This is a genomic window from Micromonospora sp. NPDC126480 (assembly GCF_040302465.1).
Classification (GTDB): Bacteria; Actinomycetota; Actinomycetes; order Mycobacteriales; family Micromonosporaceae; genus Micromonospora.
Genome location: NZ_JBEORU010000001.1, coordinates 134,056 through 160,255 on the forward strand (window position 1 = coordinate 134,056; position 26,200 = coordinate 160,255).

A 26,200-nucleotide genomic window follows, 5' to 3' on the forward strand; every position below is an offset into this window, starting at 1 on the left:
GGGTCAGGTCGTCGGGGACTCGTTGCGGATCATCAGGGCGCTGCGGAGGCCGGTGATGTCCAGCACGCGGAGCAGGAACTCGCCCACGTTGGTGAGGACCAGCAGGCTCTGCGAGTGGCTGGCCTTGCGGCTGAGCACGACAAGCGTTCCCAGGCCCTGGGAGTCGCAGAAGGTGACGCCGGCCAGGTCGAGCACGATCCGCGGCGGCGGGTCGGTCAGCACCTCGTTGACGACGGTCGAGAGCTGGGCGGCCGTGAGCATGTCGATCTCACCGGCGAGACGGAGGACTGCTTCGTCACCCGACCGGTGCAGCGTGATGGACAGTTCGGCACGATCCACCGGATCAGCCTAGCGCGATCTCGACCCACCGGCCTGTCGAGGCGGAACCGTCCGGGGTGACCGGGGTGAGCGGCGCCGACCAGGGTGAGACTGGTAACCCCGGCCCCGGGGTGCCTGCCGATCGGGCGGCCGACGCTGACACAATGGCGGCATCGTGACCGACGTGTTTCCCGCCGGATCCGGCCGCTACCCGGCCGACGCGCCGGCCTCCGAGGCCCTGTTCGACCGCGCCTGCGCCATCGTGCCGGGCGGGGTGAACTCCCCTGTGCGGGCGTTCCGTGCCGTCGGTGGCACTCCCCGCTTCATGGTTCGGGGGGAGGGCCCGTGGCTGTTCGACGCCGACGGTCGACGCTACGTCGACCTGGTCTGCTCGTGGGGGCCGCTGATCCTCGGGCACGCCCACCCCGAGGTGGTCGACGCCGTGCAGGCCGCCGCCGCGAAGGGGACCAGCTTCGGCACCCCCACCCCGGGTGAGGTGGAGCTGGCGGCGGAGATCGTCGACCGCACTCCTGTCGATCAGGTGCGACTGGTCAACTCGGGCACCGAGGCCACCATGTCGGCGATCCGGCTCGCCCGGGGCTTCACCGGCCGCGCCAAGATCATCAAGTTCGCCGGCTGCTACCACGGGCACTCCGACGCGCTGCTCGCCGCCGCCGGGTCCGGCGTCGCGACGTTCGGCCTGCCCGACTCGCCCGGCGTGACCGGCGCGGCCGCCGGGGACACCATCGTGCTGCCGTACAACGACCTCACCGCCGTCGAGGCGGCCTTCGCGGCCGAAGGCCCGCACATCGCCGCGGTGATCACCGAGGCCGCCGCCGGCAACATGGGCGTGGTTGCCCCGCGTGACAACTTCAACCAGCGGCTCGCGTCGATCGCCCACGCGCACGGCGCCCTGCTCATCGTCGACGAGGTGATGACCGGGTTCCGGGTCTCCCGCGCCGGCTGGCACGGCCTCGACGCCTCCGACGCCGACCTGTGGACGTACGGCAAGGTCATGGGGGGTGGCCTGCCCGCCGCGGCGTTCGGCGGGCGCGCGGAGATCATGGCGCGGCTGGCCCCGGCCGGCCCGGTCTACCAGGCCGGCACCCTCTCCGGTAACCCCCTGGCCTGCGCCGCCGGCCTCGCCACGCTGCGGCTCGCCGACGACGCGCTCTACCGCAGGCTGGACGACACGGCCGCCGTCGTGGGCAAGCTCGCCGGCGACGCGCTGGCCGCCGCCGGGGTTCCGCACCGGCTGTCGTACGCGGGCAACATGTTCTCGATCTTCTTCACCGACGCCGAGGTGGTCGACTACGACAGCGCCCGCACCCAGCAGGTGCCGGCGTTCAAGGCGTTCTTCCACGCGATGCTCGCGGCCGGGGTCTACCTGCCGCCGAGCGCGTTCGAGTCGTGGTTCGTGTCGGCGGCGATCGACGACGCCGCTCTGGAGCAGATCGCCGTGGCGCTGCCGTCGGCGGCGGCAGCGGCGGCAGCGGCAGGTCACGGGGGGTAGCGGTGAGCGCGAGGAGTGAGCCGGGTTTGCGAGCCCCGCAGTCGCGAACAGGGGCGGCGCGGGTGAGCGCGAGGAGTGAGCCGGGTTTGCGAGCCCCGCAGTCGCGAACGAAGGGGCACGGCAGTGAGTAAGACGGTGGTCCACGTGCTGCGCCACGGTGAGGTGCACAACCCGGACGGCGTCCTCTACGGCCGGCTGCCCGGCTTCCGGCTGTCGGAGCTGGGCGTGCAGATGGCGAAGGCCGCCGCGCAGGGGCTCGCCGACCGGGAGGTCGTCCATGTGGTCGCCAGCCCGCTGGAACGCGCCCAGCAGACCGCCGAGCCGATCGCCGCGCAGTTCGGGCTGCCCGTGGGGGTGGACGAACGGCTGATCGAGAGCGCCAACTGGTTCGAGGGCAAGAAGGTCTCGCCGGGTGACGGCTCGTTCCGCGACCCGCGCAACTGGTGGGTGCTGCGGGACCCGGTCACCCCCTCCTGGGGCGAGGCGTACCGGACCATCGCCGAGCGCATGTTCGCCGCCCTGCACGCGGCTCGGGTGGCCGCCGAGGGGCGGGAGGCCGTGCTCGTCTCGCACCAGCTGCCGATCTGGACGCTGCGCCGGTACGTCGAGCGCAAGCGTCTCTGGCACGACCCGCGCAAGCGGCAGTGCGGCCTCGCCAGCCTCACCACGTTCCACTTCGACGGCGCCAAGGTGGTCGGGATCGGCTACTCCGAGCCGGCCGCGCACCTGATCGCGATGTCGCCGACCGCCCGGACGGCCAAGGGGGCCTGATGAACGCCCGACAGCCTCGTCGGTGGACCGCGGGTCTGCTCGCCGCCCTCGCCACGGTGGCGTTGGCCGCCTGCAGCGCACCGAAGGGCGAGGAGGCGTGCGCGACGAACGCCGACGGCGTCATCGAGTGTGCCCCCGACCAGCGTTCGGCGCCCCCGAAGCTCGCCGGTGAGCTGCTCGACGGCGGCAGCTACGACGTGGCGCGTGACCGCGGGCAGGTCGTGGTGGTCAACTTCTGGGGTTCCTGGTGCGCGCCCTGCCGGGCGGAGGCCGACGACCTGGAGGCCACCTACCAGGCCACCAAGGGCTCCGGCGTGACCTTCCTCGGCATCAACGTCCAGGACAGCCGGGACAAGGCGATCGCCTTCGAGGAGGGCCGGGTCACGTACCCGAGCCTGTTCGATCCGGGCAGCCGGCTGGCGCTGGCGCTCGACATCCCACCGAACACGGTCCCGGCGACCGTCGTGCTGGACCGGGACGGCCGGATCGCCGCGGTGATCCGGGCGGCCGTCAAGCAGCAGGGTCTGCAGCCCATCGTGGAGCGGATCGCCGCGGAGTCACCCGCGCCGGTCGGCGAACGCTGATGGGCGAGACCTTCCGGGAGCTCGCCCAGTCCGGGCCGCTGCTGCTGGCCTTCGGCGCGGCGGCCCTGGCCGGCCTGGTCAGCTTCCTCTCGCCATGCGTGCTGCCGCTGATGCCGGGCTACCTGTCGTACGTGACCGGTCTGGCCGGCGCCGACCTCGAAGGTGCAAGGAAGGGCCCCCTGTTAACGCCTCCGGTAGAGGAAGGGCCCCCTGTTAACACGCCGAGGGACGGGGGCGTCGCGCTTCGGGAGCGCACCGCGCGGGCCGCCGTCGCCGCCGTCAAGGGACGGGTGCTCGCTGGGACGCTGCTGTTCATCGCCGGCTTCACCGTCGTGTTCACCGCCACCGCCATCCTCTTCTCCACCGTCGGTAAGATCTTCTTCCAGTACGAGCGGGCCCTGGAGATCGGCATCGGCGCACTTGTCGTGGTGCTCGGCCTCAGCTACCTCGGCGTGATCCCCGGGATGCAGCGCGAGCTGCGTATCCAGCGGCTGCCCGCCGCCGGGCTGCTCGGCGCGCCCGTGCTCGGCGCGGTCTTCGCGCTCAGCTGGCTGCCCTGCACCGGCCCGACCCTCGGCGCGGTGCTCGGCATGGCCACCGTCGAGGGGCAGACCGACCGGGCCGTGGTGCTGGCCGTGGCGTACTGCCTCGGGCTGGGGGTACCGTTCGTCGTCTTCGGGCTGGGCTTCCAGCGCCTGCTCGGGGTCTTCCGCGCCGTCCGGCGCAACAGCCGGTGGGTCACCCGGATCGGCGGCGCACTGCTGATCCTCATCGGTCTCGCGCTCGTCACGGGTGGCTGGACCAACGTCGTGATCTGGTTGCAGACCACCGTCGGGGTGGGCGAGGTGAGCATCTGATGACCGTCGTGGACGACCGGCCGGCCCCGCCGGCCGAGGCGCCCCGGCGCCGCCCCAACCCGGCCCTGGCGCTCCTGCGCAACTCGTGGCGGCAGCTCACCAGCATGCGTACGGCGCTGGTCCTGCTCTTCCTCCTCGCGGTTGCCGCGATCCCCGGCTCGGTGCTGCCGCAGCGCGGCGTCAACCCGGAGGACGTACGCGACTACTTCGCCGCCCACCCGGACCTGGCGCCGGTGCTGGACCGGATCGGCGCCTTCGAGGCGTTCGGCTCGGTCTGGTTCTCCGCGATCTACCTGCTGCTGTTCACCTCGCTCATCGGTTGCATCACGCCCCGGCTGCGCGACCACGTCCGGGCCCTGCGGTCGCAGCCCCCGCCGGTGCCGAAGCGGCTGGACCGGCTGCCCCAGCACGCGGTGTTCGCCGCGCCGACCGGCGGTGCCGCCGCGATCGCCGCGTCGTTGCGCCGTCGCCGTTGGCGGACGGTGGTCCGCGGCGACGAGGTGTCCGCCGAGAAGGGGTACCTCAAGGAGACCGGCAACCTGCTCTTCCACGCGTCGCTGGTGGTGGTGCTGGTGGGCGTCGCGCTCGGCTCCTGGTACGGCTGGAGCGGCAACCGCCTCCTGGTCGCCGGAGCGGACAACCAGTTCTGCAACACCAAGCAGCAGTACGCCGAGACGACGTTCGGCCCCCGCGTGAGCAGCGGCGACCTGCCCCGCTTCTGCCTGCGGCTGGACGACTTCGAGGCGACGTTCCTGGAGACCAACGGCCAGCCGGAGTCCTTCAACGCCCGGGTCACCGTCGACGAGGACGGCGGCACGCCCCGGCCGGCCGAGTTCTCGGTGAACTCGCCGCTGCGGCTGGACGGCGCCAACGTCTACCTGCTCGGTCACGGGTACGCGCCGGTGGTCCGCTACACGGACCGCTTCGGCAACAGCCAGACCAGCCCGACCCCGTTCCTCGCCACCGGTGACGTCGGCCTGACCGGGGAGGGCGCCGCCCTCTTCCCGGACGCGAACGTCGACCCGGCGACCGGCAAGCGCGACCCGAACCTGCAGATGGCCTTCACCGGCCTGTACCTGCCGACGGCGCCGCAGGAGGGCCCGTTCGTCCGGTCCGAGTTCCCGACCGAGCGCAACCCGCTGCTCAATCTCGTCGCGTACCGGGGGAACCTGGGTCTGGACGCCGGCATCCCCGGCTCGGTGTACGAGCTGGACGAGCGGCAGGTGCGCTCCGGCCGGGTCAAGGAGGTCGGCACCAAGCTGCTCAAGGTCGGCGAGACGTGGACGCTGGACGACGGCACGAGGCTCGAGTTCCTGGGCACCGAGCCGTACATCGTCCTGTCCGTGCGGTACGACCCCGGCTCGACGCTGCTGTTGGTCAGCGCGGGCACCCTGCTGCTCGGCCTGATGGGCTCGCTCTTCGGCCGCCGGCGGCGGGTCTTCTTCCGGGTGGTCCCGGCCGACCCGGAAAACGGATCTCCGACGAGCGGTAGTAGTTTGGTCGAGGCCGGTGGCCTGCCGCGCACCGACCATCCCGGGTTCGCCGACGAGTTCGCGCAACTCGTGGCCGCGGTCGGTGACGACGGGCAGCGGGACGAGCGGGCCGGTGCCGACGACCGGGCCGGAGCGCGAGAAGGAGCCGAGTGATGTCCGCACTCTCCGATCAGCTGGTGAGCTTCGCGATCCTGGCGTACCTGGTCGCGATGATCAGCCACGCCGTCGAGTACGCGCTCGGCAACTCCCGTACCCGGGCCGCCGCGCCCGCCCGCGAGCTGGTCGGCGCCGGCGCCGGAGGGCCCGGCGACGTGGTCGCGACGGTGCCGGCGGCCGAGGGTACGACGGCGGCCGCCGAGCGGACCGCCGCGCGGGCCCGGCTGGCCGGCCTGGTGGCCGTCGGCCTGACCGCGGTCGGTGCCCTGCTGCACCTGGGCGCGCTCGTCGCGCGCGGCCTGGCCGCCGACCGGATGCCCTGGGGCAACATGTACGAGTTCGTGCTCACCGGCTCCTGGATCGGGGTGGCCGGCTGGCTTGTGGTGCTCTGGAGGCGACCGCAGCTGCGCCGCCTCGGGCTGTTCCTCTCGCTGGTGATGGTGCTGCTGGTCGCCACCGCCGAGCTGGTGCTCTACACCCCGATCGTGCCGCTGGTGCCGGCACTCAACTCGTACTGGTTCGTCATCCACGTCTCGACGATCGTCTTCGCCTCCGGCATCTTCCTGCTGGCCGCGGTGCCGGCGGTGGCGTTCCTGATGCGCTCCGGGTACGAGCAGGGCCGGCGCAGCTTCCCGTACACCCTGGCGAAGCGGCTGCCGGCGGCGGCGGCCCTGGAGCGGCTCACCTTCGTGCTGCACGCCTTCGCGTTCCCGGTCTTCACCTTCGCGGTGATCGCCGGCGCGATCTGGGCGGAGGCGGCCTGGGGGCGGCCCTGGGGGTGGGACCCGAAGGAGACCTGGTCGTTCATCTCCTGGGTGATCTACGCCGGGTACCTGCACGCCCGGGCCACGCCGAGCGTGAAGCGGAACGTCGCGACCTGGCTGGCCGTTCTGGGTTTCGCCTCCATGCTGATGAACCTGTTCGGCGTGAACATCTTCTTCGAGGGTCTGCACTCGTACGCCGGCATCGACTGACCGGCCCACACTCCAGTGCCGGCGGAGATCACCGAGCAGATGTTGGGCAGTTCTCGTTCGCGGGGTAGACGGTAACTGTCAAGATTTCGCTCACCGGCGCTCCGCTGGACCCGCCCGTGGCCGCGTAGGCCCGGGAGCCGACCGCCTGACCAGCCGGTGAGCGCCACGGATGCCCTGGACAGGTCGGGCAGCAAGGGGCGCAGGGTCAGGCGCGTCATGCGCCATCCGCGCTCCGACCACCCCGCCGGACCCCCTTTGCTCTGCTTCAACCCACGCACCGTTTCGAAGCGGAACCTGTTGCGCCGGTTGAAGCAGAGCAAAGGGAGCGGTCAGGATGTTATGAAGGGGCCCTTTCGCTACCGGAGGCGTTAACAAGGGGCCCCTCCTTGCACTGCGGAGCGGTGGGGGAGACTTGCAGGCATGGCGGCTCGTGGCTTCCCGTACACCGATCTGAAGGACTTCCTCGCGGCCCTGGAGCGCGCGGGCGAGCTGCGGCGGGTGACCGCCCCGGTGGATCCCACCCTGGAGATCAGCGAGATCGTCACCCGGACGGTCCGGGCCGGTGGCCCGGCGCTGCTGTTCGAGCGCCCGACCCGCGGCGAGATGCCGGTGGCGATCAACCTGTTCGGCACCGAGAAGCGGATGGCGATGGCGCTCGGGGTGGAGCACCTCGACGAGATCGGCGAACGGATCGGCGAGATGCTCAAGCCGGAGCTGCCGCAGGGCTTCTCCGGCATGATGGGTGGCCTCGGCAAGGTCATGCAGCTCAAGTCGATGCCGCCGAAGAAGGTGAAGACAGCCCCCTGCCAGCAGGTGGTCTACCGCGGCGCCGACGTCGACCTGAACCGGCTGCCGGGTCTGCAGGTCTGGCCGGGCGACGGCGGGATCTTCCACAACTTCGGGCTGACGCACACCAAGCACCCGGAGACCGGCAAGCGCAACCTGGGGTTGTACCGGTTGCAGCAGCACTCGCACAACACGCTCGGCATGCACTGGCAGATCCACAAGAACTCGACCGCGCACCACGCCGTCGCCGAGCGGCTCGGGCAGCGGCTGCCGGTCGCCATCGCCATCGGCGCCGACCCGGTGGTCGCGTACTCGGCAAGCGCGCCGCTCCCCGCCGACATCGACGAGTACCTCTTCGCCGGGTATCTGCGCGGCGAGCGGGTCGAGATGGTGGACTGCCTGACGGTCCCGCTGCAGGTGCCGGCGCACGCGCAGGTCGTCCTGGAGGGCTACCTCGAGCCGGGCGAGCGGCTGCCGGAGGGCCCGTTCGGCGACCACACCGGCTTCTACACGCCGGTGGAACCGTTCCCGGTGCTGCACGTCGAGTGCATGACCATGCAGCGCGACCCGGTCTACCACTCGATCGTCACGTCCCAGCCGCCGCAGGAGGACCACGGCCTCGGCAAGGCCACCGAGCGGATCTTCGCCCCGCTGCTGCGCTTCCTGATCCCGGACATCGTCGACTACAACCTGCCCGCGGCCGGTGTCTTCCACAACTGCGCGATCGTGTCGATCCGCAAGCGCTACCCGAAGCACGCGCAGAAGGTGATGAACGCGATCTGGGGCGCGCACATGATGTCGCTGACCAAGCTGATCGTGGTCGTCGACGAGGACTGCGACGTGCACGACTACAACGAGGTCGCCTTCCGCGCCTTCGGCAACGTCGACTACTCCCGGGACCTGCTGCTCACCGAGGGCCCGGTGGACCACCTCGACCACGCCTCGTACCAGCAGTTCTGGGGCGGCAAGGCCGGCGTCGACGCCACCCGCAAGCTCCCCGAGGAGGGCTACAGCCGGGGCTGGCCGGAGGAGATGAGCATGTCGCCGGAGATCGTCTCCCTGGTCGACAAGCGCTGGAAGGAGTACGGCATCTGATGGCCGTCGTCGACGCGCCGGCCGAGCGGCCGAGCCGGGTGAAGTCCTTCCTCAAGCTGGTGGCCATCGAGCACTCCGTGTTCGCGTTGCCGTTCGCGTACCTGTCGGCGCTGACCGCCATGCAGGTGAACGGCGGGCGGGTCCGCTGGCTCGACCTGCTGCTGATCACCGTCGCGATGGTCGGCGCGCGGACGTTCGCGATGGCCGCCAACCGGATCCTGGACCGGCGGATCGACGCGCGGAACCCGCGTACCGCCAACCGGGAGCTGGTCACCGGGGCGGTGAGCGTCCGGACGGCCTGGACCGGGGCGGCCGTGGCGCTTGTGGTGTTCCTCGCCGCCGCCGCGCTGCTCAACCCGCTCTGCCTGGCGCTCGCGCCGCTCGCGGTGGTGCCGCTCGTCGTCTACCCGTACGGCAAGCGGTTCACCAACTGGCCGCACGCGATCCTGGCGGTGGCGCAGGCGGTCGGTCCGGTCGGCGCCTGGCTGGCGGTCACCGGCACCTTCGCCGGCTCGTGGCCGGCCTGGCTGCTCGGCGCGGCGGTGGGGCTGTGGATCGGCGGGTTCGACCTGATCTACGCGTGCCAGGACGCCGAGGTGGACCGGGAGATCGGCGTGCACAGCGTGCCCGCGCGCTACGGGCTGCGCTTCGCGCTGCACGCCTCGACCGTGGCGCACGTGGTGACCTTCGCGTTGTTCGTGTGGTTCGGTGCGCTTATCGGCTTCGGCTGGCTGTGGTGGATCGGGCTGGCGCTGACCGCGGTCGCCTTCGCCTACCAGCACGTGGTGGTCAGCCCCACCGATCTGAGCCGGGTCAACCGGGCCTTCTTCACGGCGAACGGCTTCGTGGGCATCGCGCTCTTTGCCTTCGCGCTGCTCGACCTCGTGGTCCGGCTCGGCCTGCGGCCCTGACCGCCCGGCTGAGCGTTAAGAAGGGACCCCTGCTCTACCGGAGGCGTTAAGAAGGGGCCCTTCCTTACCCGCGTAGCGGGTGCTTTCGAGTGTCCAGTCGATCGTGCCCCGGACCGCGTTGGCGACCACGTCGAGGTGGGCGGTGACGGCCGGGTCCAGCGCCGGCCCGAACGACGGTACGGACGCACGCAGCTCGACGAAGCGGCGCATCGAGTCCCGCCAGCGGTCGGCCGCCAGCCGCACCGCCTCGGCGACCGGCACGCGCCGCTCGCCGGCGATCGCGAGCACCAGGTTGTGCCCGACGGCGCTGGGCTCCTCCCGTTCCAGCGAGGCCAGGTCGTTGAACCAGGAGAGCAGGTCGTTGCCGGTGTCGGCGACCCGGCGCAGCAGCGGATGGTGGTACACCGGATCCGGCAGCGGACGTCCGGTCACGAACTCCACAAGCGGGTAGGAGACGTACGCCGCCGAGGTGGCACGGCGCAGCTCGACGTACTCGGCCAGGCCCGGCCGGTGGCCGGCGGCCTTCCCGGCCGCCTCACGCCAGGTCCCGTCGAGGTGGTGGGCGACCGCCTCGACGACCCGTGCCCGCCAGCGCGCCGGCATCCGGCGACGCGGCTCCCGCCACGCCCGGACCAGCAGCCGGCGCAGTCCGCCGTCCAGGCCGGGGGACCGGAAGCGGGCGCCGCCCTGCAGCACCGTGAGCGCACCCGTCCGCAGCGTCCGGATCTGGTCCGGGTCGAGCCGATCCGGCCCGTCGCAGGCGTCGTCGATCAGGAAGAACCAGGTGAAGAGCGCGGTGAGCACCCGGAGGTCGGCCTCGGTGGCGCCGGGGTAGAGCCGGCCCGCGTACCGGGCGACACCGGCGGCGGCCAGCCGTCGGCGGGCCGCGGCGTCCAGCGGCAGATCGAGGTCGGGCAGCAGTTCGTCGACGAACCACCGCTGCACCGCGTCGGCGTGCGGCGAGAGGCGGGCCGGGAGCGGACACTCCGCCCGCAGCGACCAGAGGACCTCGCCGGTCGTCACCGAATTCCTCCCGCCGTGCGATCCGCCTGCCCGCAACTCGCTGGGAAAGCATGTCAGGTCGCCGGGAAACCCGCGCTCCCGGGCGGACAAGGAGGCCGAGCGGGCGACAATCCCCACCAGCCGGTGCAAACCGGGGGTGCCCGTCGGCCGATCACCACCACCAGGCAGGCTGGAGGCATGCGCGAACCATGGGTGGTCGGTGTCTCCGGGGCCTCCGGCACGCCGTACGCGGCCGCCGTCGTACGGGCTCTGCTCGACGCCGGGCAACCGGTGGACCTGATCGTGTCCCGCGCCGCCCGGTTGACCATCCTCGACGAGACGGGTCGGCCGTTCCGCGACGGGCACTGGGCCGACGACCTCGCCGGTTGGCTGGAGCGGGACCTCACCGGCGCCGACGTCCGCCACTGGGCCGCCGGCGACCTCGCCGCCGGCCCGAGCAGCGGCTCCTACCGGGTACGCGGCATGGTGGTCGTGCCGGCGAGCACGGCGGCCTGCGCCGGCATCGCCATCGGGCTCTCCAAGGATCTGCTGCAACGGGCGGCCGAGGTCAACCTCAAGGAGCGCCGGCCGGTCGTCGTCGTGCCCCGCGAAACCCCGGTGACACGCAGCCACCTGGAACATCTCATCGCCCTGCACGACGCCGGAGCGGTGGTGCTACCCGCCAGCCCCGGCTTCTACGGCTCGGGCGCGGCGGCCTCCGCCGCCCAACTTGTCGACTTCGTCGCCGGAAAGGTGCTGGACGTCCTGGGCGTACCGCACACGCTCTTCCGTCGCTGGGCGGGCGAGCTGGGTGCGGCGCGCGACTGACCGGCCGCCGCGAACCTGCCGGACACCGGCGGCCGTCGCGCGCCGTCACACCACCTCAGTACATACCGGCGTTCGCCGGACCGGACCCGGCCGAGGCGGTGGGGCCGGCGTTGCGCGGCTTGCCCATGTCCTCCGCCTCGTCCAACATGCCCTCCCCCTCGAGCAACGCTCGCACCTCGGATTCCCGAAACCGGCGATGCCCGCCTGGAGTCCGGATGCTGCCTATCCGGCCCGCCGCCGCCCACCTCGTCACAGTCTTGGGATCAACCCGAAACAGCGCGGCGACCTCACCCGGTGTCAGCAGGCGATCTCCAGTGTCCACAGCCCCCTCCTCGCATCGACGAAGCCCCCGGCTGAACACACTGCCCCCGGCCGGTGCGAGCCCAGAGCCGTCATGAGGGACGTATGGCAATTACAGCACCAGCGACCTGGCCTGTCCGCCAAACGCGAAAAAAGCACTGAGTGGGAAGTTAGGAAATGTTACCTGCGAACGCCCCCGCTGACGGTGAGTTTGTGAACAATCACGTTCGGTAGGTACCACCGGGTCGGCGCGCCCGACGTGGCCCCTTTGCCACTAGGGTCTACAGTCCGTGGACGCGATCGACCTGAGCCTCGTTGAGCTGCTGCGCGGCAACGCCCGCCTCTCGTACGCCGAGCTGGCCCGGCAGGTGGGCCTCTCCGCCCCGGCCGTCCACGAGCGGGTCGGGAAGCTGGAGTCCAGCGGCGTGATCCGCGCGTACCGGGCCGAGGTGGAGCCGGAGACCATCGGGCTCGGCGTGACGGCGATCATCGGCATCGTCGAGGACTCCGGCGCGGACACCGACGACGTGCTGGAGGCGTTCCGGGGCATCCCCGAGGTCGAGTCCTGCTACTTCATGGCCGGTGTGGAGTCCTTCCTGCTCAAGGCGCGGGTCGGCACGATCGCGGAGTTGGAGCAGCTGATCGTGCGGTTGAACCGCATCCCCGGTGTCGCCTCCACCCGTACCGGGGTCGCCCTGTCGACGAAGTGGGAGAACCGCCCGCAGCCGGTCACCCCGCCGCCCGCCTGAGCACCGGCGGTCGCTCAGTCGCTCCGAACCCGCGCCGGCAGCTTCGTGCGGGACGGCGGCCCTGGCGGCGGCCCGCCCGGCGGTAGTAGCGTGCGCCGATGACCAAGCGGACCAGCGGGCCCGGTGCCGCGGCCAACCCCGGTACCGCCGTCGTGACCGGCGCCGCCGGTGGTCTCGGGCAGGCGATCGCCGCCGCTCTGCACGGGGACGGCTGGCGGGTGCTCCTCACCGACCTCGACGCCGCCGCGGTGGCCGCCGCCGCGGCGCCGCTGAGCGGGTGGTCCCGGCCGCTCGACGTGCGGGACGAGTCAGCCTGCGCCGACGTCGCCGCCGAGGCGGCCGCGAGCGACGGGCTGGGACTCTGGGTCAACAACGCCGGCATCCTGGTCACCGGCGCCTCCTGGGAGCACGACCCGGCCACCCGACGCCGGGTGGTCGAGGTGAACACGCTCGGGGCGATGAACGGCACGGTCGCCGCCCTGGCGGTGATGCGCGCCCAGGGGTACGGGCACGTCCTCAACGTCGTCTCGCTCGCCGGCCTGGTCGCGGCCCCGGGCGAGACCGTGTACGCGGCCAGCAAGCACGCCCTCGTGGCGTTCAGCATCGGCACGCTCGCCGACCTGCGGTTGGCGGGGCACCGGGACGTACACGTGTCGTGCCTCTGCCCGGACGGGATCTGGACGCCGATGCTGCACGACCGGCTGGACGACCCGGCGGCCGCCGCCTCCTTCACCGGCACCCTGCTGACGCCCGAGCGGGTCGCCCGGCGGGCCGCGCAGCTGGCCCGGCGGCCCCGCCCGGTGGTCGCCGTGCCACGGTGGCGGGGCGCGCAGGTCCGGCTGCTGGACGCGCTGCCGGGCCTGTCCCTGCGGCTGCTGCCGCTGGTGATGGCGCTGGGCCGGGCCGGCCAGCGTCGCCAACGCCGGCGGACCGCCGGCGGGAAGCTCTGACCAGGCTTGCTAGGTTTCCGACGTGACTCATCTGGACCGGTGCGACGAGGCAGGCCGGCGGTGGGTGACCGAGGCGATCGCCGCCGTGGAGGCGGACGCCAACCGGTCCGCCGACACCCACCTGCTGCCGTTCCCGCTGCCCCGGGAGTGGGGCGTCGACCTCTACCTCAAGGACGAGTCGGTGCACCCGACCGGCTCCCTGAAGCACCGGCTGGCGCGCTCGCTGTTCCTGTACGGGCTCTGCAACGGCTGGATCGGGCCGGACACCACGATCGTCGAGGCGTCGTCCGGGTCGACGGCGGTGTCCGAGGCGTACTTCGCCCGGATGCTCGGCCTACCCTTCATCGCGGTGATGCCCGCCTCCACCTCACCGGAGAAGATCGCCAAGATCGAGTTCCAGGGCGGCCGGTGCCACCTGGTGGACGACCCGGCGAAGGTGGTCGTCGAGGCGCGCTGGCTGGCCGAGGACACCGGCGGTCACTTCATGGACCAGTTCACGTACGCCGAGCGGGCCACGGACTGGCGGGGCAACAACAACATCGCCGAGTCGATCTTCTCGCAGCTGGCCCTGGAGCGGCACCCGGTGCCGGCGTGGGTCGTGGTCGGCGCCGGCACCGGCGGCACCAGCGCCACCATCGGCCGGTACGCCCGCTACCGCCGGCTGCCCACCAAGCTCTGCGTGGTGGACCCGGAGAACTCGGCGTTCTATCCGGCCTGGCAGGCCGCCGACTGGTCGGTACGCACCGGCCGCGGCTCCCGGATCGAGGGTATCGGCCGGCCGACCGTGGAGGCGTCGTTCCTGCCGTCGGTGGTGGACCGGATGGTCCAGGTGCCCGACGCCGCCTCGCTGGCGGCGATGCGCGCCGGCTCCGCCGTGCTCGGCCGGCAGCTCGGCGGCTCGACCGGCACCAACCTGTGGGGCGCGTTCGGGCTGATCGCCGAGCTGCTCGCCGAGGGGCGGAGCGGGTCGGTGGTCACCCTGATCTGCGACGCCGGCGACCGCTACGCCGACACCTACTACGCCGACGAGTGGGTCGCCGCCCAGGGCCTGGACCTGGCCCCGCACCTGGCGACGGTCGAGCGTTTCCTGGCCAGCGGCGCCTGGCCGTCCTGACCGTCCCCGCCGACGCCGGCTAGGCCGTCCGCGGGCCGCAGCCGGGCCGGCCGTTGCCGCGCCCGGCCGTTGCCGCGCCCGGTCCGGCCGTGGTTCAGCCGGCGTCGGCCCGCACGGCCAGACCCGGGTAGCGCAGCACGTACCCGTCGTCGTCCACGTCCAGTTCGGCGGTGAACGAGTCGCTGGCGAACCCGACCTTGCCGGGCCCCCGCGCCGTGTAGACCTGTTCGGCGGCGACCACCACCAGGCTCGGCACCAGCACCCAGGCGACCGGCACGCGGTGTGCGGTCCCGGCGGACGCGCCGGTCAAGCCGAGCCGGCGTACCGGCAGGGTGTTGAAGAGCGCGGAACCGCCCAGGTCGACGTCCCGGGCGTCGACCAGGCGGTCCGGGTCGTCGGTGCCGGGCAGGCCGGCCGGCGGGTGCCCGGCGGCGGCCAGTGCCCCGTCAAGGTCGCCCTGCTCGGCGGTGGTCACCCGCCACCGGTCGACCGCCCGTTCCAGCCGTACGCTGCGCAGCCAGCCCGATCCCTCCGCCTCGACCACGAGCCCGGTGGTGACCCACTCCGGGTCGGTGGTGAGCTGGTAGCGGCACGTGTACGGGATCGGGTCGACCGCGAGCTGGATGCCGCGCGCCGTCAGCCCCCGCGCGTCGTCGACGAGGGCGTGCTCGGCGCCGGCCGTGTCCGTCCGGGTCCACAGGTACGACTTCGGCATGGTCGGCATGAGCCGACGCTACGCGAAACCCCACCGGAGGGCAGCGCAGTCGGCGCGCCGGCGTGATCGGATACGCCTGAGCGACCCGACCAGCCGGCACGCCGCTCAGACGTTTCCGGTCCGTCAGTACGTGCCGGCGGGTCGCCCGCCGAAGCGCCGGTCCCCCGACCGCCGCTCGGAGCGGCCGTCCGCCGGCCGGCCCGGGTGGCGGCGCTCGCCGAACCGGCCGCGCTCGCCCCGCTCGCCGAACCGGCGATCGTCGCCACGCTCACCGGAACCCCGGGACTCCGCGCGGTCGCCGTACCGCCCGCGCTCGCCGCGCTCGGTGGGGTGCCGAGACTCGCCGCCGCGATCGGCGAACCGGCCACGCTCGCCGAACCGGCCGTGCTCGCCGCGCCCGGGCCGGTCCGTGAAGCGGCGCGGGCCGTCCGTGCGCCGGCGCGGCTCCGGCTCGTCCCGCACGGGTACGCCGCTCGGCTCCCGGGCCCCGGTCAGCTCGGCCAGCGCCGGGTCGCCGGCGCGTACCCGGGTCTGCGCCGGCTCGACGCCCGCCTTCTCCAGCATGGCAAGCGTGCTGCGGCGCTGCTTCGGGAGGACGAGGGTCGCCACCGCGCCGGACTCACCGGCCCGCGCGGTCCGCCCCGCCCGGTGCAGGTAGTCCTTCGGGTCCTTCGGCGGGTCGACGTGCAGCACCAGCGAGACGCCGTCGACGTGGATGCCCCGGGCCGCCACGTCGGTGGCGACCAGGACGTTCGTCCGGCCCTCCCGGAACTCGGCGAGGGTGCGGGTGCGCATCCGCTGGGTCTTGCCGCCGTGCAGGCCACCGGCGCGTACGCCGACCGCCGCGAGCTGCTGCACGAGCCGGTCGACGCCAAGCTGGGTGCGGGCGAACACCATCGTCCGCCCCTCCCGCGCCGCGATGGACGCGGCGACCGGGAACTTGTCGTGCGGCGGGATCAACAGCAGGTGATGGTCCATGGTGGACACCGCTGCCGTGGGCGGGGCGGTCGAGTGGGTGACGGGATCGTTCATGAACCGCCTGACCAGCGCGTCCACGTCACCGTCCAAGGTGGCCGAGAAGAGCAGGCGCTGCGCGCCGGCCGGGGTCTTCGCGAGCAGTTCGGTGACCTCGGGCAGGAAGCCCATGTCGGCCATCTGGTCCGCCTCGTCCAGCACGGTGACCTCGACGTCGTCGAGGTGGCAGACGCCCCGCTCGATGAGGTCGCCGAGCCGTCCCGGCGTGGCCACCACGACCTCCACGCCGCGCCGAAGGGCGTCGATCTGCCGGTCGTACGGCACACCGCCGACGGCGGTCTTGAGGAACACGCCGACCGCCCGACCGAGCGGGAACAGCGCGTCGTTGACCTGCATGGCGAGTTCCCGGGTCGGCACCAGGACGAGCGCGCGCGGGCGCAGCGGCCGGGCCCGCTCCCGGTCGGCGAGCCGGGCCAGCAGGGGCAGACCGAACGCGAGCGTCTTGCCGGAGCCGGTCTGGCCGCGGCCGAGCACGTCCCGGCCGGCGACCGCGTCCGGCACGGTGGCGCGCTGGATCTCGAACGGGGTGGTGATGCCCTGCCGGGCCAGCGCCCGGACCAGGGGCTGGGGCAGCCCGAGGGCGGCGAAGTCGTGGATGTTGTCGGTTGCGGACGAGGGCGTGCCAAGGTCGAGCGAGGTGGTCAAGTAATGCCTTTCGAGCGGGGCGCATCTTCGCGATGGCCCGCTGCGGCACCATGCCGCCGGATCGCCCGCAAGACCGCCCATGGGCGCACGCGGGGGCGCGCCAGGTCAGTGATCTCCACCAGTGTACGGCGGCCGGCCCGGCCCGCACGCCGTCACCGCCGCGCAGTGGGCGGGCTCACCCGCTCAGGAGGTTCCCGACCAGGCCGTCCATCGCATCGTTGGCCAGCAGGACGACAAGCACACTGATCGCGACAAGCAGACCCAGCGACGCGGCCAGTACGACCACCACACGGGCGTTGCTGGACCGCTCGGAGGCCGGCGTCTCGGTCCAGCCCTGCGCGAGGATGTGCCCGGTGAGGGAGCCCGACGTCTCGAGCGAGTTGGCCGGGAAGGCGACCGTCGAGAATCCCGGCCCGTCCGTGCCGCCGGCGTAGAGCCCGCTCAGGTCACCCTCGTACCGGTCCGGTCGACCCCCGCCCGGCCGCTGCCAGGGGTCGGCGGCGCCCGCCGGCCCGGTCGGGAAACCGCTCGCGGGAGTGGCCGGGGCCGGAGCCGCCGGTTCCCGGCGGCTGGCCGGGCTGCCCGGCGGCGGCCAGGCCGGCAGCGCCGGTGCCGGCACGACGGGCGGCTCGGGCCTGGCGGGCGGCGCGGGTACGACGGGCGGCTCGGGTACCGGCGCGGTGCGGGGGCCGGGGACCGGGGCCGGCACGGCGGCCCGGCCGCTGAGCCGGGGCGGCGGCGCGGTCACCCCGGCCGGCGTGGCGGGCGGGGGTGGGAACGGAGGTGCCGGCGTCGGGCCCGGCGGGGGCGGCGGCGGGGGGACCGGCGGGCCGGGCGGCGGCGCCGGTGGGCCGGGCGGCGGCGCCGGTGGGCCGGGCGGAACCGGGCCGGGAGGGGTCGGCCGAGGCGGAACCGGGCCAGGTGGGTACGGCCCGGGCGCGGGCGGCGTCGGGCCCGGCACCGGCGGGTTCGGCGAGGGCGGTTTCGGGCCGGGTACGGGCGGGATCGGGGCCGGCTCCGGCTCCGGCTCCGGGACCGGGGGCTTGGGCGGCTGGGCGGGCTCCGGCGGCTGCGCCGGCTCGGGTGGCTCCGGGTTCACCGGGCCGGCACGGTAGAGCCGAGCCTCACCGGTCACCGACCGGATGGCCGCGGCCTCGGCGGCCGACACCCGGCTCGCGCCCGGCACCGGCACGCTGGCCCGGGCCGCACCCGCATCCGTCCGCTCGGCCGAACCCGCTTCGCCCCGCTCGGCCGAACCCGCTTCGCCCCGCTCGGCCGAACCCGCTTCGCCCCGCTCAGCCGGAGCCGGCGAAGCCTCCGGCGGCTGCGTCGGGAGCGGCGGCGCCTTCGTCGGGCCGCTGGCGGTGAGCGGCGTGTCGGGCGTCCCGTCCGGGGTGGCGGGCGGCTCCTCCGCCGGTCCGGTCGCGCCGTCGGCGGCCCCGCCGGTGGCCGCGAGCGGCGCGGCCCGGCCCGGTGCACCGCCCTTCTCGGCAGCGGTGGCTGCTCCACGCTGATCGGGAACGGCGGCCCGGGACGGCACCGAGGCGGAGCCGGTGGCCCGGTACGTCGTGGTGCCGGGGGTCGGCGGGACCGACCCGTCCGGCGGCGGCGCGACCGCGGTGGCGACGCTCACCCGGGCCCGGGTGGTTACGGGGACCGCGGACCGGGGCCGCGCGGCGTCGACATCGGCGCGAGCCGTTCCGGCGGGAGCCGCGGACGCCGCCTCGCCGGCCCCCTGCTCGTCGGACGCGCCGTCGAGGTCGGGGGCGGACGGGTCCACCGGGACGTTCTGCTCGGCCATGCTCGCCCTCCGCGCCACGCTCGCACCCGGATCCGAGCTGCCGGACCGGGTGTGCCTGAGTCTCACCGTGCCACATTCCAGGCCGGTGGCACAGCCGGAGCCGCTACCGGGCGGTACGGCTCAGCTGCCGGTGCTGGCCGAGGCGCTGGCCGAGGTGCTGGCCGAGGTGCTGGCTGAGGTGCTGGCCGAGGGCTCCAGGCTGCTCGCGGCGGTCGTCGGCACGGCGCGGCTGGTGGTCGTGGCCGGCGACGGGGTCGAGGGGTCGGCTGTGGGGCTGGACGGCTCGGTGGTCGCCGGCGCGCTGGTCTCCGGGGCGGATGTGCTGCCGGACGGCGACGGCGACGGCGAGGTCGTTCCGGTCGGCGTCGGCGACGGTGAGCTCGTTCCGGTCGGCGTCGGCGTCGGCGTCGTGGTCGGCGGGGTGGACGGGGACGTCGTCGCCGACGGTGTCGGCTTCGGGGTGGCCGGCGTTGTCGGCTTGGGCGTGGTGCTCGGGCTGGGGGAGGTCGTGACCGGTGCGGGAACCGCCCCCACGACCCGGGTGGCGGCGTACAGGCGGGACCAGCGCACCGTTGCGATCCTGACCACGTCACCGGTTCTCGGGGCGTGGATCATCTTGCCGCCGCCGATGTACATGCCCATGTGGTGGATGCTCGTCCAGCTCGACCCGGAGGCGAAGAAGACCAGGTCGCCGGGGAGCAGGGCGGTGCGGGCGACGGTGCGGTGGCGGGTCGCGTAGTACTGGTCGCGGGAGACCCGGGGCAGGTCGTAGTAGCCGGCCGACCGGTACGCGGCCCAGATCAGGCCCGAGCAGTCGAACCGGTCCGGCCCCTCGGCCGCCCACAGGTACGGGTCGCCGAGCTGGGCCCTCGCGTACGCGACCGCCTTCAGGGCGGTGGGGTGCGCGGCGAGCCCGTTCGCCGTCTCGTTGCCGATGTACCCGGCACCGAGGGCCTGCTCGGCCGCCTCCTGCTGGCGTTCCAGCTCGATGAGCTGAGCGGCGTTGTCCCGGCGTAGCTGGGCGAGCTTCGCCTCCTCGGCGCGAAGCACCTGCTCGCCGGTCGTGTACGCGGCGCGCGCGGTCTGCACCCGGCCATGGGCCGCCGCCAGCGCCTGCTGGGCCGCCTGCTCGCCGGTGCGGGCCCGGTTGAGCTCCCGGGTGGCGGCGGTGGTGTCGCCGCCCTCGACCTCCTCGCCCCGGGCGATCCGAGAGAGTTGGCTGAGATCGTGCAGGTCGGTCGCGAACCCGCCGGGCGGCAGCGCGGCGGCGGCCTTGATCGCGTCGGCAACGGCCGTGTCGGCGCGCTCCTGTGCCCGGGCCAGGGCGTCCCGGGCCAGGGCCAGGTCGCGCTCGGCCGTGGCGAGCTGCGTCTCCGCCTCGGTGCGCTGCTGCCGCTGCAGGAGCAGCTCGTCGCCGAGCTGGCCGATCCGCGCCTCGACGGCGTAGATCTGTGCGGCCAGCGGCCCGTTGACGAGGTTGACCGGCGCGCCGGGGGTGGGCGCGAGCGGCACGCCGCCGGGCAGGGTGATCGGGCCGGACAACACCGGCCGGGCACCCGAGTCAGGCACGGTGGTGGGTAGCGGCGGGTCGGCGTACGCGGGTGCGCTCAGCGCGGCGGCGGCGATGGCGCCGAGCAGGGCCGACCAGAGCTTCGGGCGCAGCACCGGCGAGATCACCGGCCTGTGTCGAGGCTGTCGTCGTCCGTGGCCGCTGTCGCCCATTCCGCTCCCCGTCCGGCGTCTGCACCGCGCCTCGTGCGCGCGGCGTCAGGACGCTACCAGTGGTGTGTGTCGCGCCCCACCCTGTCTTACCGCACGCGGGCAACGATGTCGATGCGTCGCCTGGTAACGGGTGGCTGTGAGTGTGGTGAAGTGTGTCGCTGCCCGCCGACCGCGCTGACGGTGGACCCGCCGGCCGACGTAGGCTCGACCGGGACCGCAGGTGAAGGGACGGGGCTGGACATGGACGCCGGACTCAAGCGCGAGCTCGAAGCGAAGGTGTACGCCGGCGAGCGGCTGACCCGCGAGGACGGGATCGCCCTCTACGAGAGCGACGACCTGACCTGGCTGGGTCGGCTCGCGCACCACCGCCGCACCGAGCTCAACGGCGACCGGGTGATGTTCAACGTCAACCGGCACCTCAACCTGACAAACGTGTGCAGCGCGAGCTGCGCGTACTGCTCGTTCCAGCGCAAGCCGGGCGAGAAGGACGCGTACACGATGCGCATCGACGAGGCGGTCCGCAAGGCCAAGGAGATGGAGGACGAGCAGCTCACCGAGCTGCACATCGTCAACGGCCTGCACCCGACGCTGCCGTGGCGCTACTACCCGAAGGTGCTGCGGGAGCTGAAGGCGGCCCTGCCGAACGTCAAACTCAAGTGCTTCACCGCGACCGAGGTGCAGTGGTTCGAGAAGATCAGTGGCCTGAGCGCCGACGAGATCCTCGACGAGCTGATGGACGCCGGCCTGGAGTCGCTGACCGGCGGCGGCGCGGAGATCTTCGACTGGGAGGTCCGGCAGCACATCGTCGACCACGCCTGCCACTGGGAGGACTGGTCGCGCATCCACCGGCTGGCGCACAGCAAGGGCATGAAGACGCCGTCGACCATGCTGTACGGCCACATCGAGGAGCCCCGGCACCGGGTCGACCACGTGCTGCGGCTGCGCGAGCTGCAGGACGAGACCGGTGGCTTCGCGGTCTTCATCCCGCTGCGCTACCAGCACGACTTCGTCGACTCGGCGGACGGCAAGATCCGCAACCGGATCCAGGCGCGCACCACGATGGCGTCCCCGGCGGAGTCGCTGAAGACGTTCGCGGTGTCCCGGCTGCTCTTCGACAACGTCCCGCACGTGAAGTGCTTCTGGGTGATGCACGGCCTCTCGGTGGCCCAGCTCTCGCTCAACTTCGGTGTGGATGACCTGGACGGCTCCGTCGTGGAGTACAAGATCACGCACGACGCGGACTCGTACGGCACGCCGAACACCATGCACCGCGAGGACCTGCTGAACCTGATCTGGGACGCCGGCTTCCGGCCGGTCGAGCGCAACACCCGCTACGAGGTGGTGCGCGAGTACGACGCCGCGCCGACCCTCGCCGAGCGACGGGCCGAGCCGCAGCAGGTCTGGGCCTGACCGGCACGTACCCTCGTAGGACCATGACCGAGCAGCAGAGCGGCTTTCCCCGGCGAGATGCCGAGGGTCGCATCGTGACCCTGGGCGACCTGCTCGGGGTGAGCCTCGCCGGCTTCGTCATCGGGGTGCTGGCCGTGGTGCTCTTCGACTGGGCGTTCACCTCGTTCGGCGCCGGCGACTTCGGGCGGGCCAACGGGTGGCTGGCGGTGATCCTGCCGGTGTGGCTCTACTGGGAGGATTTCCGCGCCTGGGAGTTCGGGGCCGCGCGCGTGGTGGCGGCACTGGTGGCCGTCGGGGTCGGGCTGACCGCCGGGCTGGTGGTGGCCGGGCTGGCCGCCGGTCTGCCGCCGCTGGTCTCGGGCGGTCTGGGTGCGGCGGCCTTCACCCTCGGGTACGCGGTTGTGTGGTTCCACGGCGTGCGGTGGCTCGCCCGGCGGACGGGCTGAGGCCGTCGCCGCCGGCGGCGGAGAACGGAGTGCGGAGATGAGCGCGGCGGTCAAGTACACGCTGGGCCGGATCGGGCTGTTCGCCGTCGTGCTGGCGGCCCTCTGGTTCGTCGAGATGAACCTGTTCCTGAAGCTGATGGTGGCCCTGATCTTCTCGGCGGCCGCCTCCTTCTTCCTGCTGCGCCCCTGGCGGGACGAGATGGCCGAGGAGATGGCGGAGGCCGCCGAGCGGCGCCGTACCGAGAAGGAGCGGCTGCGCTCCGCCCTGGCCGGCGAGGACGAGGACGGGCCGAAGGCCTGACCGGGAGGGCGCGTCGCCCTCCCGGCCAGGGCGCCTCACCAGTTGGTGCTGCCCGGCACGTGCGGCCAGGGGAGCCGCTCGGGCTTGATCAGGTAGACCACGCCGCCGGAGCCGCCGGACACCCCGCCGTTGGCGTTGATCCGCTTGGTCCGCAGCCAGATCTGCTCGAACTGCTCCCGCTGGTAGACGTTGCGCACCTCGTCGTTGCTGGACGAGGCGGGGTCGTTGACGATCACGTCGCCGTCGGCGGTGAACCCGACGATCACGAAGAGGTGCCCGGAGGTGCCGTAGTTCGACCCGTCCAGCTCGCTGGCGAGGAAGGACTGGCTGGTCACCACGGGGATACCGGCGGCGATGAAGCGCTCCACCTCGTCCAGTGAGTGCAGTCGGGTGACCCGCCCCTCGAGGCCCCGGAAGCTCGCCGCGTACGCCGTGTTGAACGGCCAGTTCCCCGCGCCGTCGTAGGTGTAGTCGTAGACCATCCGGGCGGCGTGGTTGACCGTCGGGTCCGGGTAGGTCGGGTCCACCCAGGCGGTGTCCTCCTCGGACGCCTTCCGGCCCCAGTACTCGATGACCATCGTGGTGGAGGTGGGGGAACACCAGGCCTGGCCGCCGCCGTCGTACTCCGGGTAGTGACCACTGTGGACGTTCTGTGAGTAGCGCGGCACCGGCAGCTCGACGCCCCAGGCGATGCCGCCGGCGCTCGGGCTGACGTTGAACCGGTCCGGCACCGTGGAGCTCATCGCGCCGAGCATCCGCACCACCGGCGCGGCCTGCTGGCCGGGCGCCCGGTAGAGGGTGAGTCGCAGTTGGTACTCCCGCAGCAGCACGCCGGCGTCGGCGTCGTCGATGCTGAAGGTGTCGGTCCAGATCGTCGACCAGGGGTCGCCCTGCCGGTTCACGCTTGTGCGCTTGATGTCGGCGTCACCCGAGGCCCAGCGCCCCATGACGTACCAGGGGGTCTGGTCGCCGGTGTTGTAGGTGCCCTGCATCTCGACCTGGATCCAGGTGCCGGCCGGGGTCTGCGCGTTCCAGGAGGCGATCAGCTCGGTGGCGTCGAACCCGACCCGGGTCAGCGGCGAGGTCCAGGTCGCGTACTCCCAGGTGCGGGTGGTCCCGGTGTGCGGGTCGGTGTACGCGGTGGTCCCGGCCGGGCGGGCGAGGGTCAGGCCGGGGCGGGCACCGGGCACCGCCCGGGTACCGGCGTGGGTGCCGCGACGCCAGTCGGGGTAGCGGGACCATTCATGGAAGGTGATCTGTTCGTCGTGGACGACCGGCCGGCCGGCCGGTGCCGCGAGGGGCGCCGCGCCGGCGGGCGCCGTCGTGCCGAGGAGGGCGAGAGCGGTGAGGCCGGCGAGGGCGGCCCCGCCGAGACGTCGTCTGTGCATCGGTACTCCACGGGAGAGGTGGGGCATCGTCGCCGGTCAGTCTCTCGTCTGGAAGGAAGTTTCGCCATAGGTCGGCGGATGGAAAATCCTTGCCGATGTGAGGATCAGGCTGGCATGGAAAGTAGGAATGGATGGATGTTGATATGACCATGTGACGGGTGGTGGAGTTTGCCCACCACGCGGGAACGATCTCCCGCGCCGCCCAGGAGGTTGTCCATGGCCTTCCGCTCTCCCACCCTCCGCCGTCGCCTCGCGCTCGCCTGCGCCGCGGGGCTCGGCATTCTCACCCTCGTCGCCGCACCGGTCTCCGCGCAGCCGAGCCCGGACCGCTCCGGCGAACCCGCCGCCGCCCAGTACCGGGTGCTCGGCCCGCGTACGGTGGCCGACCGCACCGCGGTCGCCCGCACCGGCGCGTCGATCGACTACTCCGAGCACGGCGTCCTGCACGTCTCCGCCACCAGCGCCGAGGCCGCCGCCATCACCCGGCTGGGCTTCCGGCTCGAGGCGGTCGCCGCGTCGCCCACCGATCGGGGCCACGACCACGCCGACGGTGAGATGGGCACCCTCGACTTCCCGCCCGCCGACTCCGCCTACCACAACTACGCCGAGCTGACGGCCGCGGTGAACAAGGTGGTCGCCGACCACCCGTCCATCGCCCGGAAGATCAGCATCGGCAGCTCGTACGAGGGCCGGGACCTGATGGCGGTGAAGATCTCCGACAACGTCGCCACCGACGAGAACGAGCCGGAGATCCTCTTCAACGCCCAGCAGCATGCCCGGGAGCACCTGACCGTCGAGATGGCGGTCTACCTGCTCAACCTCTTCACCGACAACTACGGCTCGGACTCCCGGATCACGAACATCGTCAACAGCCGGGAGATCTGGATCGTGCCGACGGTCAACCCGGACGGCAGCGAGTACGACATCGCCACCGGCTCGTACCGCTCCTGGCGGAAGAACCGGCAGCCGAACAGCGGCTCGTCGTACGTCGGCACCGACCTCAACCGCAACTGGTCCTACCAGTGGGGCTGCTGCGGCGGCTCGTCCGGCTCGACCTCGTCGGACACCTACCGGGGCCCGTCGGCGTTCTCCGCCCCGGAGACGCAGGCGCTGCGCAACTTCGTCAACAGCCGGGTCGTCGGCGGCGTGCAGCAGATCAAAGCCAACATCGACTTCCACACCTACTCCCAGCTGGTGCTCTGGCCGTTCGGCTACACGTACAACAACACCGCGCCGGGAATGAGCGCCGACCAGTACAACACCTTCGCCACCATCGGCCAGCAGATGGCGGCCACCAACGGGTACACCCCCGAGCAGTCCAGTGACCTCTACATCGCCGACGGCACCAGCATCGACTGGATGTGGGGGCAGCACGGCATCTGGGCGTACACCTTCGAGATGTACCCGGGCTCGGCCAGCGGTGGCGGCTTCTACCCGCCCGACGAGGTCATCCCGCGCGAGACCTCGCGCAACCGCGACGCGGTGCTGATCCTGGCCGAGTACGCCGACTGCCCGTACCGGGCGATCGGCAAGGACGGCCAGTACTGCGGCGGCGGTGGCGGCGGCACGACGGTGTGGTCGGACACCTTCGAGACCGCGACCGGCTGGACGATCAACCCGAACGGCACCGACACCGCGACGACCGGGGCGTGGGAGCGGGGCGCCGCCCAGGCGACCAACTCCAGCGGCGCCAAGCAGCTCACCCCGTACGCCGGCAGCAACGACCTGGTCACCGGCCGGCTCGCCGGGACCGGAGCGGGTGACTACGACATCGACGGTGGCGTGACAAGCGCCCGCTCCCCGGCGGTGACCCTGCCGTCGAGCGGCACGCTGACGCTGTCCCTGGCGTGGTACCTGGCCCATGGCTCGAACTCGTCGTCGGCCGACTACCTCCGGGTCAGCGTCGTGCACAGCGGCGGCACCACCACGCTGCTCAACCAGGCGGGCGCGGCCACCAACCGCAACGGTTCCTGGGCGGTGGCGAGCTTGAACCTGAGCCCGTACGCCGGCCAGTCCGTCCGGATCCAGGTCGAGGCGGCGGACGCCTCCGGAGCGAGCCTCGTCGAGGCGGCTGTGGACAACGTCACCATCACCGCCTCCTGAGAACAGGTGGGGCCCCGTCCCGCCCCCCGACGGGGCCCCACCCCACCCACCACCTCGGTGGGAACGGTCCGAGCGTGCGCTACCGTCTTACCGACCATCCCGCAGCGAAGCCGGTGCGAAACCGGCGCTGTCCCGCAACTGTGATGCCCCGATCATCGGGGACGAGCCAGGTCGCCTGCGGTCGGTCGCGATTCGCGCTCTCGAGGAAGGGCGCCTCGCGGACGGGCGCCCCG

24 protein-coding genes and 1 riboswitch are annotated in these 26,200 nt (G+C 72.8%); of the genes, 16 read left to right on the forward strand and 8 right to left on the reverse strand.

Annotated features, from left to right (window positions below):
• Window positions 1-3 precede the first annotated feature (3 nt).
• A complete protein-coding gene (locus ABTW87_RS00700; protein WP_350647168.1) occupies window positions 4-339 on the reverse strand; it encodes an STAS domain-containing protein in 336 nt (111 codons plus the stop codon).
• A gap of 154 nt (window positions 340-493) precedes the next feature.
• On the opposite strand from ABTW87_RS00700, the gene hemL reads away from it, so the two are divergent.
• The 8 genes from hemL (at window position 494) to mqnP (ending at window position 9,458) form a co-directional block, all read left to right on the forward strand.
• Window positions 494-1,831 carry a glutamate-1-semialdehyde 2,1-aminomutase gene (gene hemL / locus ABTW87_RS00705; protein ID WP_350647170.1) on the forward strand — a complete coding sequence of 446 codons (1,338 nt, stop codon included), beginning with the start codon at window positions 494-496 and terminating at the stop codon, window positions 1,829-1,831.
• Between the two features lie 123 nt (window positions 1,832-1,954).
• Complete coding sequence (locus tag ABTW87_RS00710; RefSeq protein ID WP_350647172.1) at window positions 1,955-2,602, forward strand: histidine phosphatase family protein; 648 nt, start codon at window positions 1,955-1,957, stop codon at window positions 2,600-2,602.
• Complete coding sequence (locus ABTW87_RS00715) at window positions 2,602-3,186, forward strand: TlpA family protein disulfide reductase (RefSeq protein WP_350647174.1); 585 nt, start codon at window positions 2,602-2,604, stop codon at window positions 3,184-3,186. The genes ABTW87_RS00710 and ABTW87_RS00715 overlap by 1 nt, the downstream gene beginning before the upstream one ends.
• Window positions 3,186-4,043 carry a cytochrome c biogenesis CcdA family protein gene (locus tag ABTW87_RS00720; RefSeq protein WP_350647176.1) on the forward strand — a complete coding sequence of 286 codons (858 nt, stop codon included), beginning with the start codon at window positions 3,186-3,188 and terminating at the stop codon, window positions 4,041-4,043. The genes ABTW87_RS00715 and ABTW87_RS00720 overlap by 1 nt, the downstream gene beginning before the upstream one ends.
• A complete protein-coding gene (gene resB / locus ABTW87_RS00725) occupies window positions 4,043-5,689 on the forward strand; it encodes a cytochrome c biogenesis protein ResB (protein ID WP_350647178.1) in 1,647 nt (548 codons plus the stop codon). Before ABTW87_RS00720 ends, resB begins: the two co-directional genes overlap by 1 nt.
• Entirely contained in the window at window positions 5,689-6,666 is a 978-nt protein-coding gene (ccsB, locus tag ABTW87_RS00730; RefSeq protein WP_350647180.1) for a c-type cytochrome biogenesis protein CcsB, read from the forward strand. The genes resB and ccsB overlap by 1 nt, the downstream gene beginning before the upstream one ends.
• 420 nt (window positions 6,667-7,086) lie before the next feature.
• Window positions 7,087-8,547 carry a menaquinone biosynthesis decarboxylase gene (locus ABTW87_RS00735; protein ID WP_350647182.1) on the forward strand — a complete coding sequence of 487 codons (1,461 nt, stop codon included), beginning with the start codon at window positions 7,087-7,089 and terminating at the stop codon, window positions 8,545-8,547.
• On the forward strand, window positions 8,547-9,458 hold the full coding sequence (mqnP, locus tag ABTW87_RS00740; RefSeq protein ID WP_350647184.1) for a menaquinone biosynthesis prenyltransferase MqnP: 912 nt from the start codon (window positions 8,547-8,549) through the stop codon (window positions 9,456-9,458). The genes ABTW87_RS00735 and mqnP overlap by 1 nt, the downstream gene beginning before the upstream one ends.
• Window positions 9,459-9,473: 15 nt before the next feature.
• Here the strand turns inward: mqnP and ABTW87_RS00745 are convergent, their stop codons facing one another.
• Complete coding sequence (locus ABTW87_RS00745) at window positions 9,474-10,481, reverse strand: terpene synthase family protein (protein WP_350647186.1); 1,008 nt, start codon at window positions 10,479-10,481, stop codon at window positions 9,474-9,476.
• A gap of 177 nt (window positions 10,482-10,658) precedes the next feature.
• Here ABTW87_RS00745 and ABTW87_RS00750 point away from each other — a divergent pair, with 177 nt between their 5' ends.
• A complete protein-coding gene (locus ABTW87_RS00750) occupies window positions 10,659-11,288 on the forward strand; it encodes a UbiX family flavin prenyltransferase (protein WP_350647188.1) in 630 nt (209 codons plus the stop codon).
• 55 nt (window positions 11,289-11,343) lie between these two features.
• Here ABTW87_RS00750 and ABTW87_RS00755 read toward each other — a convergent pair whose 3' ends face one another.
• Window positions 11,344-11,610, reverse strand: coding sequence for a BldC family transcriptional regulator (locus tag ABTW87_RS00755; RefSeq protein ID WP_350647190.1), 267 nt, complete (start codon window positions 11,608-11,610; stop codon window positions 11,344-11,346).
• Between the two features lie 268 nt (window positions 11,611-11,878).
• Between ABTW87_RS00755 and ABTW87_RS00760 the strand changes: the two genes are divergently transcribed.
• The 3 genes from ABTW87_RS00760 to cds1 all read left to right on the forward strand — a co-directional run bounded on the left by ABTW87_RS00760 (window position 11,879) and on the right by cds1 (window position 14,401).
• Window positions 11,879-12,337 carry an Lrp/AsnC family transcriptional regulator gene (locus ABTW87_RS00760; protein ID WP_350647192.1) on the forward strand — a complete coding sequence of 153 codons (459 nt, stop codon included), beginning with the start codon at window positions 11,879-11,881 and terminating at the stop codon, window positions 12,335-12,337.
• 98 nt (window positions 12,338-12,435) lie between these two features.
• Window positions 12,436-13,287: an SDR family NAD(P)-dependent oxidoreductase gene (locus tag ABTW87_RS00765; RefSeq protein ID WP_350647194.1), complete on the forward strand. Its 852-nt coding sequence runs from the start codon at window positions 12,436-12,438 to the stop codon at window positions 13,285-13,287.
• A 22-nt stretch (window positions 13,288-13,309) separates the two neighbouring features.
• Entirely contained in the window at window positions 13,310-14,401 is a 1,092-nt protein-coding gene (gene cds1 / locus ABTW87_RS00770) for an L-cysteine desulfhydrase Cds1 (RefSeq protein WP_350647196.1), read from the forward strand.
• 94 nt (window positions 14,402-14,495) lie between these two features.
• On the opposite strand, the gene ABTW87_RS00775 is transcribed toward cds1, so the two are convergent.
• The 4 genes from ABTW87_RS00775 to ABTW87_RS00790 all read right to left on the reverse strand — a co-directional run bounded on the left by ABTW87_RS00775 (window position 14,496) and on the right by ABTW87_RS00790 (window position 20,319).
• Complete coding sequence (locus ABTW87_RS00775) at window positions 14,496-15,125, reverse strand: putative glycolipid-binding domain-containing protein (RefSeq protein ID WP_350647198.1); 630 nt, start codon at window positions 15,123-15,125, stop codon at window positions 14,496-14,498.
• A gap of 114 nt (window positions 15,126-15,239) precedes the next feature.
• Window positions 15,240-16,796, reverse strand: a complete 1,557-nt coding sequence (locus ABTW87_RS00780) for a DEAD/DEAH box helicase (protein ID WP_350647200.1) — start codon at window positions 16,794-16,796, stop codon at window positions 15,240-15,242.
• Between the two features lie 175 nt (window positions 16,797-16,971).
• Window positions 16,972-18,597, reverse strand: coding sequence for a hypothetical protein (locus ABTW87_RS00785; RefSeq protein ID WP_350647202.1), 1,626 nt, complete (start codon window positions 18,595-18,597; stop codon window positions 16,972-16,974).
• 120 nt (window positions 18,598-18,717) lie between these two features.
• A complete protein-coding gene (locus ABTW87_RS00790) occupies window positions 18,718-20,319 on the reverse strand; it encodes a C40 family peptidase (RefSeq protein ID WP_350647204.1) in 1,602 nt (533 codons plus the stop codon).
• A gap of 240 nt (window positions 20,320-20,559) precedes the next feature.
• Between ABTW87_RS00790 and mqnE the strand changes: the two genes are divergently transcribed.
• The 3 genes from mqnE to ABTW87_RS00805 are packed head-to-tail and all read left to right on the forward strand — an operon-like array spanning window position 20,560 to window position 22,476.
• The gene (mqnE, locus tag ABTW87_RS00795) at window positions 20,560-21,729 is read left to right on the forward strand and encodes an aminofutalosine synthase MqnE (protein ID WP_350647206.1); all 1,170 of its coding nucleotides are present in this window, start codon (window positions 20,560-20,562) and stop codon (window positions 21,727-21,729) included.
• A 23-nt stretch (window positions 21,730-21,752) separates the two neighbouring features.
• Window positions 21,753-22,175: a hypothetical protein gene (locus tag ABTW87_RS00800; RefSeq protein WP_350647208.1), complete on the forward strand. Its 423-nt coding sequence runs from the start codon at window positions 21,753-21,755 to the stop codon at window positions 22,173-22,175.
• A 37-nt stretch (window positions 22,176-22,212) separates the two neighbouring features.
• Window positions 22,213-22,476, forward strand: coding sequence for a DUF4229 domain-containing protein (locus ABTW87_RS00805; protein ID WP_350647210.1), 264 nt, complete (start codon window positions 22,213-22,215; stop codon window positions 22,474-22,476).
• Window positions 22,477-22,511: 35 nt separating this feature from the next.
• On the opposite strand, the gene ABTW87_RS00810 is transcribed toward ABTW87_RS00805, so the two are convergent.
• Window positions 22,512-23,864 carry a C39 family peptidase gene (locus tag ABTW87_RS00810; RefSeq protein WP_350647212.1) on the reverse strand — a complete coding sequence of 451 codons (1,353 nt, stop codon included), beginning with the start codon at window positions 23,862-23,864 and terminating at the stop codon, window positions 22,512-22,514.
• A gap of 216 nt (window positions 23,865-24,080) precedes the next feature.
• Here ABTW87_RS00810 and ABTW87_RS00815 point away from each other — a divergent pair, with 216 nt between their 5' ends.
• Window positions 24,081-25,967 carry a M14 family metallopeptidase gene (locus tag ABTW87_RS00815; protein WP_350647214.1) on the forward strand — a complete coding sequence of 629 codons (1,887 nt, stop codon included), beginning with the start codon at window positions 24,081-24,083 and terminating at the stop codon, window positions 25,965-25,967.
• A gap of 65 nt (window positions 25,968-26,032) precedes the next feature.
• Window positions 26,033-26,164, forward strand: a riboswitch (cobalamin riboswitch).
• The last annotated feature ends 36 nt before the right edge of the window (window positions 26,165-26,200 follow it).

Bases quoted from the DNA above. Each gene is read 5' to 3' on its own strand.
- ABTW87_RS00750 (WP_350647188.1), top strand. From the start codon at position 10,659: ATGCGCGAACCATGGGTGGTCGGTGTCTCCGGGGCCTCCGGCACGCCG.
- ABTW87_RS00810 (WP_350647212.1), bottom strand. From the start codon at position 23,864: ATGCACAGACGACGTCTCGGCGGGGCCGCCCTCGCCGGCCTCACCGCT.
- ABTW87_RS00805 (WP_350647210.1), top strand. From the start codon at position 22,213: ATGAGCGCGGCGGTCAAGTACACGCTGGGCCGGATCGGGCTGTTCGCC.
- ABTW87_RS00720 (WP_350647176.1), top strand. From the start codon at position 3,186: ATGGGCGAGACCTTCCGGGAGCTCGCCCAGTCCGGGCCGCTGCTGCTG.
- ABTW87_RS00715 (WP_350647174.1), top strand. From the start codon at position 2,602: ATGAACGCCCGACAGCCTCGTCGGTGGACCGCGGGTCTGCTCGCCGCC.
- ABTW87_RS00800 (WP_350647208.1), top strand. From the start codon at position 21,753: ATGACCGAGCAGCAGAGCGGCTTTCCCCGGCGAGATGCCGAGGGTCGC.
- ABTW87_RS00785 (WP_350647202.1), bottom strand. From the start codon at position 18,597: ATGGCCGAGCAGAACGTCCCGGTGGACCCGTCCGCCCCCGACCTCGAC.
- ABTW87_RS00815 (WP_350647214.1), top strand. From the start codon at position 24,081: ATGGCCTTCCGCTCTCCCACCCTCCGCCGTCGCCTCGCGCTCGCCTGC.
- ABTW87_RS00775 (WP_350647198.1), bottom strand. From the start codon at position 15,125: ATGCCGACCATGCCGAAGTCGTACCTGTGGACCCGGACGGACACGGCC.
- ABTW87_RS00735 (WP_350647182.1), top strand. From the start codon at position 7,087: ATGGCGGCTCGTGGCTTCCCGTACACCGATCTGAAGGACTTCCTCGCG.
- resB (WP_350647178.1), top strand. From the start codon at position 4,043: ATGACCGTCGTGGACGACCGGCCGGCCCCGCCGGCCGAGGCGCCCCGG.
- mqnE (WP_350647206.1), top strand. From the start codon at position 20,560: ATGGACGCCGGACTCAAGCGCGAGCTCGAAGCGAAGGTGTACGCCGGC.
- mqnP (WP_350647184.1), top strand. From the start codon at position 8,547: ATGGCCGTCGTCGACGCGCCGGCCGAGCGGCCGAGCCGGGTGAAGTCC.
- ABTW87_RS00790 (WP_350647204.1), bottom strand. From the start codon at position 20,319: ATGGGCGACAGCGGCCACGGACGACGACAGCCTCGACACAGGCCGGTG.
- ABTW87_RS00765 (WP_350647194.1), top strand. From the start codon at position 12,436: ATGACCAAGCGGACCAGCGGGCCCGGTGCCGCGGCCAACCCCGGTACC.
- ccsB (WP_350647180.1), top strand. From the start codon at position 5,689: ATGTCCGCACTCTCCGATCAGCTGGTGAGCTTCGCGATCCTGGCGTAC.